Source organism: Planktothrix sp. FACHB-1355 (genome assembly GCF_014748295.1).
Classification (GTDB): Bacteria; Cyanobacteriota; Cyanobacteriia; order Cyanobacteriales; family Aerosakkonemataceae; genus Aerosakkonema; species Aerosakkonema funiforme_A.
Genome location: NZ_JACJUP010000085.1, coordinates 1 through 11,065 on the forward strand (window position 1 = coordinate 1; position 11,065 = coordinate 11,065).

The 11,065-nt window shown below is 43.7% G+C and carries 7 protein-coding genes; 4 read left to right on the top strand and 3 right to left on the bottom strand.

Annotated elements, in window-relative coordinates:
- The 3 genes from H6S82_RS06375 to H6S82_RS06385 all read right to left on the bottom strand — a co-directional run.
- On the bottom strand, positions 1 to 283 hold a 283-nt coding region (locus tag H6S82_RS06375), incomplete at its 3' end, for a response regulator (RefSeq protein ID WP_191056096.1).
- Positions 276 to 6,383 (bottom strand): hybrid sensor histidine kinase/response regulator, encoded by a 6,108-nt coding sequence (locus tag H6S82_RS06380; protein ID WP_190464560.1) that lies wholly within the window; start codon positions 6,381 to 6,383, stop codon positions 276 to 278. The genes H6S82_RS06375 and H6S82_RS06380, both read right to left, overlap by 8 nt.
- A 460-nt stretch (positions 6,384 to 6,843) precedes the next feature.
- Entirely contained in the window at positions 6,844 to 7,044 is a 201-nt protein-coding gene (locus H6S82_RS06385) for a hypothetical protein (RefSeq protein ID WP_190464559.1), read from the bottom strand.
- 18 nt (positions 7,045 to 7,062) lie between these two features.
- Here H6S82_RS06385 and H6S82_RS06390 point away from each other — a divergent pair, with 18 nt between their 5' ends.
- From H6S82_RS06390 to H6S82_RS06405, 4 genes are all read left to right on the top strand, one after another.
- Positions 7,063 to 7,239 (top strand): hypothetical protein, encoded by a 177-nt coding sequence (locus H6S82_RS06390; protein ID WP_190464558.1) that lies wholly within the window; start codon positions 7,063 to 7,065, stop codon positions 7,237 to 7,239.
- Between the two features lie 180 nt (positions 7,240 to 7,419).
- Complete coding sequence (locus H6S82_RS06395; RefSeq protein ID WP_190464557.1) at positions 7,420 to 8,583, top strand: GuaB3 family IMP dehydrogenase-related protein; 1,164 nt, start codon at positions 7,420 to 7,422, stop codon at positions 8,581 to 8,583.
- A 311-nt stretch (positions 8,584 to 8,894) separates the two neighbouring features.
- Positions 8,895 to 9,218 (top strand): thioredoxin, encoded by a 324-nt coding sequence (gene trxA / locus H6S82_RS06400; protein ID WP_190464556.1) that lies wholly within the window; start codon positions 8,895 to 8,897, stop codon positions 9,216 to 9,218.
- Positions 9,219 to 9,501: 283 nt separating this feature from the next.
- On the top strand, positions 9,502 to 10,569 hold the full coding sequence (locus H6S82_RS06405; RefSeq protein ID WP_190464555.1) for an LOG family protein: 1,068 nt from the start codon (positions 9,502 to 9,504) through the stop codon (positions 10,567 to 10,569).
- Positions 10,570 to 11,065: the final 496 nt, after the last annotated feature.

Genomic DNA, 11,065 nt, shown 5'->3' on the forward strand with positions numbered 1-11,065 from the left:
CATTGAGAGCGCTCAAGAAAATCACCGGTATTTCGCGGGTAATTTCGTTGGCTTTGAGCTGCTGGCAAACTTCATAGCCATCCATATCTGGCATCATAATATCCAGCAAAATTAAATCGGGCGGATCGGAACTGGCTACAGTTAAAGCAAGTTTTCCATTGATGACTCGCCTAACTTCATAATCGTGAGATGTGAGTATACTCGACAGAAGTTGCAGGTTTTGCGGTACATCATCAACGATTAAAATATCTCCCCTAGTTTCTTGAGTGCGATCGCTAAACATTGCTTGTTAAATCTATTATTTGATCCAGGCGAAAATCTTGAACTTTTTTGGCTAGCGCTTCAGCTAGACCTATATTTTCTGGAGGAATTTCTTCTAGCAATTTCCCAATTTCTTTTTCTCTAGCAGAGATAGCTGCCGCGTGCAATTTTGCTACCCATTCAGCAGGCATTTGCGCGAGAGCTTCCTTTAAATTAGGTATGCTACTCGATAAACGATTGCTTTCAGTATTTTCTCGTAAATCACCTCCCGTCGAGCTAAGTTCTTCATTTAAAGATTTTGCTTCTTCGTACAGATATAACACACCCAGATATTGAGCCATCTTTTCAAAAATTTCTGACTCTTGGAAAGGTTTGCGGACAAAATCGTCGCAACCTACTGACAAAGCAAGGCGACGGTCTTCTTCAAAGGCGTTTGCGGTCAGGGCGATAATGATGGTTGGCGACTGCGAACTGGGAATCCCCATCTCTCCATTTTCCCATTTTTCCTTCTCCCTCGCCCTAATCTGTTTGGTAGCCTCGTATCCGTTCATCACAGGCATCCGTATATCCATCCAAATCAGGTCTGGTTTCCAACTCGACCATAATGTCACGGCTTCTTGACCGTTCTCAGCCGATCGCACTGCAAAGCCAATTTCCGTCAGCAGCTGAGTCAGCAAAAGGCGGTTTTCCAAGCGATCCTCAACCACAAGGATGCGATATTCTCTTTGGTCGGGTGCTAAGCCGATCGCCTTAGACTTTTGTTGTGTTGTCTCAATCTCAGTCGCCTCTCCCAAACCAACCTGGATATCAAAGTTAAAAATCGCGCCTTTTCCCAACCCACAGCTAACCGAAATATCTCCTCCCATTAACTGTACAAATTTGCGACTAATGGGTAAACCCAATCCAGTTCCTTGCTGAGATTTTCGACCTGTTTCTGTTTGTCCGAACGGTTCAAATAACAAGTCAATTTCTTCAGGAGCGATTCCCGGCCCAGTGTCTTCCACCTCAAAAGTTAAAATCAAATAATCTTGACTTTTTACCTGTAACTGGCTCTGCTTGTGAACGTAATTTTTGCCTTTGCCTTTCACGCGAAGCGTAACGCTTCCTCGCTCAGTGAATTTAATGGCATTTCCCAGGAGATTGATTAAGCACGATCGCAATTTTATCTCATCAGTTTTTACATATTGGGGAATGTCTGCGTCGAGCTCAAAAATTAGCTTTAATCCTTTAGATTCAGATCTCAGTCGCAGCATCTTTTCGAGCGTATCTAAGAGGCGAATTAAGTCAAAACTACTTTCATAGAGCGTGAGCCGACCCGCCTCTATTTTTGACATTTCCAGAATGTTGTCGATCAACGACAAAAGATGTTCGCCGCTGCGACTGACAATTTGTAAGTGTTGCTGATGTTCTGAGGATAAAGATGAGTCCCGACTCATCACTTGTGTAAAGCCCAGAATAGCGTTGAGCGGGGTACGCAGTTCGTGGCTCATATTCGCTAAAAATTCACTTTTGGCACGGTTGGCTGTTTCTGCGGCTTGAGCGTAAGTTTGCGACTGTTGATAAAGCACAGCATTGCGAATAGAAATAGCCGCTTGCGCTGAGAGAAGTTTCAAAACTTCCAGACGCTTGGGGTTAAATGCTCCGATGGTTAAGTTATTTTCTAAATAGAGAATGCCGCTGAGTTCGCCTTGGTGGAAAATAGGAGTGCAAAGGATAGATTTTGGTTGCCGCTTTTTGATGTAAGCATCTGTATTAAAAGTATCTTCCGCCGTCGCATCGTTTAAAACTAAGACTTCCTTGGTTCGGGCAACATACTTAATAAGTGAAATCGGTATATCTGCCGAGATTTTAACCGGGATAGATTGCAAAACAGTGACAGAATCTTGCTTGTGGTTACCTGTAGCTTCAATCAGCAATTGATTATCTTTGTTAAGAATTAAAACTCCGGTTTCAGCCGCAGCATTTTCGATGAGTATTTTCATCAAATTTTGCAGTAATTTATCGAGGATAATTTCGCTAGCGATCGCCTGAGAAGCTTTGAGAACTGTTGACAAGTCTAAGACTTCGCTGCTGGCAGTTGAGGTTCTCGTCGTTTTAACATCGGATGATAAAATAGGTACGCCGCGACTGGGAATAATTAGTTGAGCATATTTTTTTTGTAAATCTTCTACTTTGCGAGTTGCACCCCAGCGACTGTAACTGGAGTGTGCCTTAGTCATGTATGTTTCTGCAATTTCTGTTCTCTCAAATTCTAGATAAAATTTGGCTGCCCACTCGTAAGCTAGCGCTTCAGTTGGCAGAAGAGCGTTATCTTTAGCTGATGCGATCGCTCTGTCATAAAACTGTGTAGCTTGCCAGTTATTTCCCCTTACCCTGGATATTTCTGCTTCCACTAATAACCAGTGCGGGAGAAAGTTTTCCGGACAATTATTTGCCCAGTTTTTCAGCTTTTTACAGTTCTCTTGCAAAGCGCTCAAATATTCCTTTTTTTCTGTCGAGTTTGCACTTGCATAAAGCCCTAATATAATCAAGGATTTGTAAATGTAGTGCAGGGCTAATTGAAATTGCGTATCTACAACAGCGAGCGTCTTTTCCGCCTCGGTTATCATCCGATCGGCTTCAGCATAATTTTCATAAATCAAATAAATAAAAGCTTTGGAAAAGTAATAAGTACTTATGCCATAAGCGTAAGCAGTTTGTTGAAACGTTTCTAAAGCGATAGACTCATCAAAACCTGCATAACTTAAACTAAATTTACTTTCAGTTTTTCCTGTTAAGTTCGACAAAACGCTTTGTTGAACTCTCAATGCCCAACCCGCTGTTGGTTCGGTATCTATAGCAAAACCAACATAATTGTCAAATTCGTCTAAGAGACTGTTCAAATTTTGACAAATCATCAATCTTTGCCAAAAACAGAATAAGGCGCTGTGATGACACCAGGAAAAATCTCCCACTGCCATTGCGGCGCTATAAGCTTTTTTCTGAATTTCAATATTTTCTTTGAGTGGCTTTCTCCAAGGCAATATAAAGTTGCCAAAGGACATATAAATTCGCCCATTAAGACTGGTATTGTGGAATTTATCGTTAATTTTTAAAGCAATGACTCCAAACTCATATCCAGTTTCGTATTCGTAAAATTTTCCGCACAACATCGTGCCATACCAAGCGTAGACAAATCCAGAAAGATTGGTGTTTCCCTGTTTGAGGCAAATATTGACCATTGTCAACACGCTCAATGCCAGCAAAGGTTGATTGATTAAGTAGGTTGGCGGCACTAAATTAATTAAAATTAAAATCGCAATTTTTGATGCTTCATCCACCAATTCAGGTGCATCAATTAAGTCAGCAATTTTTCTCTTGCCCAAACTTTTTTTAACTTTTTTTGCTGTGGATAATATGTCGGTTTGACTGGGTGAATAAGGTAAAGTCACGCCAAATAACTCTAAAGTTGATAACCCAACCCTAATCGCTTCTTCGTAGCGAGCGTTATTTTGGTAGTGAATGAGTCGAATGCTATTAATCTTTGCTCGATCTAAGTTATTTTTTGCTTGTGATAAAGCTTGATAAACTAATTTTTCCGCTTTTTCAAAGTGCTGAATAATATAATTACATTCAATTTTTTCTAAGTAAAAATCTAACGTCAATTGATACTGAGTTAGCCAGCTATCGTTTTCTAAGATGTTCAGCCCTGCTGTAAAATACTTTAAGGCAGGTTCGTAAGCCGTTGATTGTTTCGCTTTTTTACCAGCGAGAAGATTGAGTTGAGCTAATTCGTGTCTTTGGTTTGGTTCTGTCAATAACTCAATCCCAATATTTAACTGGTTAACAATGTCAAAAATGTTTGCTTCTATCTGTTCTGAAGGCGTGTTTTGTAGCAATAATTGACCTATTTTCAGGTGCGTTGACTGCTTGAGAGCGTCGGGAATGAGGGAATAGGCGGCTTGCTGTACGCGATCGTGCAGGAATCTATAGCCTAATCTGCAATTGTCAAAGCTGAAATTTTTGAGTTCTTCCGAATCAAAAAATCGCGGAATTTTGTAATCTTTATTTAATGGCAAAATTAGTCCTACCTGCAAGGCTGACCACAAATTTTCTGTTGCCTCTGAGAGGGGTTTTTCGCTAATGATGGCCAGGATATCCAAATTGAAGCGATCGCCTATACAAGCTGCCAATTTCAAAGCTTCTTGAGTTGCCTGCGACAGCTTGCGGATATTATTAGCAACCAATTCGACTACACCGAGATCGGTAATTCCAAAAGCCTGAATCTGTTCGATATCCCATAACCAAATTCCTTTAGAAAAATCAAAAGACAATAGCTGTTCCTGGTACAGCGTTTTGAGCATCTGAGTTAAAAAGAACGGATTACCCTGAGTTTTGTGAAACAGCAAATTGGCTAAAGCAATCGACTGTTCGCTGTCGTACAAAGTATCGGCAATTATTTGGCGAACGTGACCTATTTCTAAAGGATACAGCGTAATCTTATTCACAATCGCTTCTGCTTGTTCAATTTCATAAATAGTGTGCATCAGCGGATGTGCCGGACTCACTTCGTTGTCTCGATAAGCTCCAATGAGTAACAAATATTGACTATTTTGTTCTGTCATTAATAGTTGAATTAATTTTAGGGAAGCAGCATCAGCCCACTGCAAATCATCCAAAAACAAAACGAGAGGGTGTTGAGGTTGAGTAAAAACATGAATGAAATCTTGAAACACTCGGTTGAAGCGATTTTGAGATTCAGTTGGGCCTAACTGCGGCACTTCTGGCTGCTTGCCGATAATCAATTCTACCTCTGGAATTACATCGACAATTACCTGACCGTTTGTTCCTAACGCTGCTAAAAGTTTGTCCTTCCAAATTTGCAGTTTTTCGGTACTTTCGGTGAGCAATTGTCGCATTAAATCTTGGAAAGCTTGAATAATAGAAGCATAAGGAATATCGCGCTTGAACTGGTCAAATTTACCCGCAATGAAGTAACCTCGCTCGCGTACTATCGGTTTGTGGACTTCATTAACTAAGGAAGACTTACCGATGCCGGAGTAACCAGAGACCAGCATCATCTCGCTACGGGTATTCGGTATTTTATAAGGGCGATCGTTGCCATCGTCCTTGTTTAATTTTTGAGTTTTTTCTTCTATTTTAGAATGCCAAACAGAAAATTCAGAACTGCCGACAACGCGAGCAAACGCATCCAGCAATTGTTTAACTTCTAACTCTCTTCCGTACAACTTTTGAGGAATGGAAAGTTGCCCGGATTTGTCCATTTTACCGGGTACAAAGTCGTCAATTTTACCTGTACTTTGTAGTGCGCTTAAACATTTCTCTAAATCCGCTTTAAGCCCTGCCGCACTTTGGTAACGTTCTTCGGCATTTTTTGCCATAAGTTTCATTACAATTGACGACAATACAGGCGGGATATCTGCGTTTAGCTGGTGCGGGTGAGTGGGTGTTTGGGCAATGTGGGAGTAAACCAGTTCTAAGGGTTCTTTGCTATTAAAAGGAAGCGTCCCGGTGAGGATTTCATAAAAACTTACTCCCAGCGAGTAAAAATCAGTACGGTAATCGATAATTCGGTTCATTCGTCCGGTTTGTTCTGGCGACATATAAGCAAGGGTGCCTTCCAGTAACTCAGGATTGCTAATTTGTTGAGTTTCTCTAAAGAGTTGGGTGGCGATACCAAAATCGGTAATTTTGACAATGCCAGTTTTACTATTTACGATAATATTTTTTGGTTTGATATCTTTATGAATAATGCGGTGTGTATGCAGATGGCCCAACGTTTCTACCAGTTGCAGGGCGCAGTCAAAAAAAGTGCTTAGATCTAGAAAGCCTTGCTCGCTCAGTTTTTTGAGAGAAATGCCTCCGAAGTCTTCTAAGACTAAAACCAGACGGTTTTGATAATTTTCTAGGCTTAAGGGTTTAACAATACCTTCTATGTTTAAGTTCTTGGGAATCGAGTATTCCTGTTTGATGTGAGCGATATCGGCTAGAGTCGGATTTTCTGCGATAAGGATTTTGACGATCGCAGGCATTTGGTCTTTTTGCCGAGTGCCGCGATAGATGACTGTTGCAGCACCTTGATGAATAACTTCTATCAGCTCGTAGCCGGGAATTACAATCATCTTAACTGCTCTGTCACTGACTTACTTTCAAATTTTACGCTGTTCCATATAAATTAGCACGACTAAATCAAGAGCAGTGAGCGGTTTCATCAGATGTTACCCATCAGAACAATTGAAAAAATGTTTTTCTAAATAATTTTTTTAGAAAAATTTGCTAGGTTTGCAAAACCCTATTTCCAAAAAAATCCGACCCATTAGCCAAGCCCCCCCTTGCTTACCGCTTTGTTAAAGCATTATAGAACACCTATTTAGTATTGATGGTAACAGATGAGCGACTAATTTTTTTTTCTTTACCAAGCTGGATATTTCGTTGCTTCAAACCAAAGAAACCCAGTTTATGGGATTACTGAATTACTGTTCTAGACGGCTAATTGTATTCAGAAGAACATATCGTTGTAACATTAAAACTAACTTTAGATAGAAGCGATCGCCAAACAACAGCAGATAATGTATCCCTGTTTCAGTCATCTGGAAATTGCCAGCACAAAATATAGCGAACATTGGTGCTGCCACAGCGACTGCAAGGGACATCCTCAGAGGAAGTTACCCACTCATAGCTGCAAGTACGGCAATGACAAAAGACATTGTTACGGTTAGCAGCTTCTAAGATTAACCGCCACTCGCTTAGTTCTGGTGTTTGTTGTTCCTCGTTTTCTGGCATTGATAGGTAGGGCGTAGGGTGTCGGGCGTCGGAGGGGCGATCGCATTTGGTGAGAAATCTTTTGGTGAAAGTGAAAAATTATCGCCCAAATGCGATCGCCCCTACAGGGGAAGAAGAGGTGATAAATCTTGGATTTCAAGAATTAAGAATGTCCTCACTCACGAGAGGGGTTGCGATAAAATTGCGATCGATTGAGTTAGCCGAACCTCCTTGTCTCGGTTGCCGCCCTTTCCCTGTGTGCGATCGCACTCGCCCCAAAAGCAGACTCAGGAGCCACTTTTGGACAAGCCAACTTTAACTCAAGCCGATCGCCAAAACACAAATTCCCTCGCAATTTGATACCCTAGCTTAAATAGTCTTGGGAACAAGTCGAGCGTGGAAATTCAAATTGGGCGAGGTAAGACAGCTCGCCGAGCCTACGGTATTGATGAAATTGCGCTAGTGCCGGGGACTAGAACCCTAGACCCCAGTTTGGCAGACACTCGCTGGCGCATTGGCGGCATAGAGCGAGAAATTCCGATTATTGCCAGCGCGATGGATGGGGTGGTAGATGTCCGCATGGCAGTCTTGCTATCCCAGCTGGGAGCGATGGGCGTCCTCAACTTAGAGGGAATCCAAACCCGCTATGCTGACCCTGAGCCAATTTTAGACCGCATTGCTTCAGTCGGCAAAGATGAGTTTGTGCCGCTGATGCAGGAACTGTACGCACAACCGATCGAACCGGATTTGATCGAACGCCGGATACAGGAAATTAAAAGCCAAGGGGGCATCGCCGCCGTCAGCGCCACTCCCGCAGGCGCAACTAAGTACGGTTCGATCGTCGCCAAAGCAGGAGCAGACCTATTTTTCGTGCAAGCTACAGTCGTGTCCACTGCTCACCTTTCGCCGGAGTCGGTGACACCGCTCGACTTAGCTGAATTTTGCCGCCAAATGCCCATACCGGTAATTTTGGGTAATTGCGTCACTTACGAAGTCGCGCTTAGCTTAATGAAAGTAGGCGCAGCCGGGATATTGGTGGGCATTGGCCCCGGTGCTGCTTGTACCTCTCGCGGCGTTTTGGGTGTAGGTATTCCACAGGCGACTGCCGTTGCCGACTGTGCGGCAGCTCGCGACGACTATTATCGGGAAACCGGCAATTATATTCCAGTAATTGCCGATGGCGGTTTGATCACCGGCGGCGATATCTGCAAGTGCATTGCCTGCGGTGCTGACGGAGTAATGATCGGCTCACCCTTTGCCAGAGCGAAAGAAGCACCAGGACGCGGTTTTCATTGGGGTATGGCTACCCCCAGCCCTGTTTTGCCTCGCGGCACCCGCATTCGGGTCGGCACCACTGGCACTGTCGAGCAAATTCTGCGCGGGCCAGCCGGACTCGATGATGGCACCCACAACCTGCTAGGCGCACTAAAAACCAGCATGGGTACTTTGGGAGCCAAGGATATCAAGGAAATGCAGCAGGTCGAAGTGGCGATCGCTCCCTCTCTGTTAACCGAAGGCAAGCTTTACCAAAAAGCTCAACAATTAGGTATGGGTAAGTAAATTTACTTAACAAATTTACTTGGGAAATTTTCCGGGGCAGCTTGCTAAATCCCTGGAAAAAGCGAATCTGTCGCATACAATAGAAATAGCGGAGACGCATGTTTCCGTTCACTCCTCACACCACACTCCGCCCGGACTGAAGTTCGGGCGGTTCCTTATTTTAAGTAGATTTCCGCAAGCAGCCGACAGCTAATCGATTATTGGGTATAAACCTAAAAAATGTCTATACTTTAGGGTGGAAAGAACCTTTCCTTGGGTTATGGTAGAATTCCGAAGGAATTAAAGATAATATTCAGCAAGGAAGACAAGGAATGTCAGCAGCTGCACAAGTTACAGACGCTACGTTTGAACAAGAAGTAATTCAAAGCGAAATTCCGGTTTTAGTAGATTTTTGGGCTCCTTGGTGCGGTCCGTGCCGGATGGTTGCGCCTGTCGTCGATGAAATTGCAGACCAGTACAAAGACCAGGTGAAGGTCGTCAAACTAAATACCGATGAGAATCCTAATGTGGCCAGCAAATATGGAATCCGCAGCATTCCCACGCTGATGATTTTCAAAGGCGGTCAGAGGGTTGATATGGTAGTCGGCGCAGTTCCGAAAACTACTCTCTCCAACACTTTGGAGAAGTATCTCTAATCGAAAAGCGATCGCTCGTCCGACCGTTTGAATAATCCTATTGGGGCGATTGGCCAAATCGCTGGATATCCAATTGTCAAAAATGCTGCTATCGTCCGGTTTTATGGCATTTTTGTCCGGAAATACGCTCTTATCAGTCTAGTTCCCTCCTACCAGCCCAAAAGTGCTAAGTAAAATAACCTTTGTCTTGTCAGCGTCTTGGATAAATTAGGATCTAAGGCGCTTTTTAATCTAATCGCTCTAATCTCGCTAGAATAGAGTACCCGCCAGTGCGAAAAAAATTATGACTATTACACCCTCGTTCAACGCACACGAATCTCTCCCGGCAGACCTGGCGGAGTTAGTTGAACGGCTACCGACGCTAAGACACAAAAAATGGGTTGAGCAGTCCCTAGCTACGCTCCTGCGAATTGCTGGGAGTGAGATCGATCGTCTGGACTGGAAAATTCTCACAGCTTCTTTACAAGACCTGGAGCGAGGATTCCAGACATTCTATCCCTATAGGCACGTTCGTAAAGTCACTATCTTCGGTTCGGCTCGCCTCTCATCAGATAGTGCGGAATACCAGATAGCTGTTGACTTTGCTCGTCGCGTCACCGCTCTGGGATTTATGTTGATGACAGGAGGAGGCGGCGGCATCATGCAGGCTGGGAACGAAGGCGCTGGTGCTGAAAAATCCTTTGGGCTGAATATCAAACTCCCTTTTGAGCAGGAAGCAAACCCATTCATTGCAGGTGACCCAAAACTGATTCACTTTAAATACTTTTTTACCCGCAAACTGTTTCTCTTGAGAGAAAGCGATGCTGTAGGTCTGTTTCCCGGTGGTTTTGGCACCCAAGATGAAGCTTTTGAGTGCTTGACACTCTGTCAAACAGGCAAGTACGGGCCAGTACCTCTAATTTTGATCGATCGCCCTGGCGGGGAGTATTGGAAAGACTGGGATGCCTACATTAACAAGCACCTGGTACAGCGCGGTTTAGTGAACCCGGAAGACCGCAGCGTTTACACGATTACAGACAATTTGGATGTAGCTTGCTCCGCCATCACCAGTTTCTATCGCGTTTACCACTCCAGTCGCTATGTCGGCGACCAATTCGTCATTCGCCTCAAATCTGAGCTCAAAGACGAGGATACCGAGCGGTTGAACGAAAACTTCCGCGACATCTTAGTCAAAGGGCGGATTGAAAAAACTAAAGCTTTCCCCCAAGAAGCAGGGGATGAAACTTTTGACTTACCTCGGCTTGCTTTGTACTTCAATCAGCGAGATTTCGGGAGATTGTACCAGCTGATTGCGGCTATTAACCAGCTGGATATTCCTGCACCGGAAACCGAACATCCCGAACTCAAATAATTCCGTAGGGTGGGCACTGCCCACCTATTTTTTGGCAATTCGATTTCGGTAGCGATCGCATCACGTATTCTCGGTTGCCAATCGACTCATCACCTCAATCTGCCTTGAAAGCTACCCTTTCTTCAGTAGCATTGCGTAACAACGGTCTACTGCTATCACCGTAAAATTACATAAGCCAAGTAAAAATTGCACCATACATTCCGCGATCGTCACCAAGACAACAGCCTGTGAATTTTGGCATCTTGATATCAATCGCCCTAAAATGGGACTCTAGATAGATGCACTAACCGCAGCATCTTTTCCAAATTTTCTATATTGTTTTTTGTTTATGGCTTCAAAACACGGCACAGTTAAATTCCCTCTCTGGCAGTATCTCAACCAGCCCTTATTCAGTTCTACAACCAAACTGGAATTGAATCCCCGTCGCTTCTGTTATGTTTACAGAGTGAAACTTCTCGAACGCTGCTTGGCTAAAGAGTGCCAGTCAGAAGTTCGC

Excerpts from the sequence above, each read along its gene's own strand:
- H6S82_RS06380 (WP_190464560.1), bottom strand. The coding sequence starts at position 6,383 with ATGATTGTAATTCCCGGCTACGAGCTGATAGAAGTTATTCATCAAGGT.
- trxA (WP_190464556.1), top strand. The coding sequence starts at position 8,895 with ATGTCAGCAGCTGCACAAGTTACAGACGCTACGTTTGAACAAGAAGTA.
- H6S82_RS06405 (WP_190464555.1), top strand. The coding sequence starts at position 9,502 with ATGACTATTACACCCTCGTTCAACGCACACGAATCTCTCCCGGCAGAC.
- H6S82_RS06385 (WP_190464559.1), bottom strand. The coding sequence starts at position 7,044 with ATGCCAGAAAACGAGGAACAACAAACACCAGAACTAAGCGAGTGGCGG.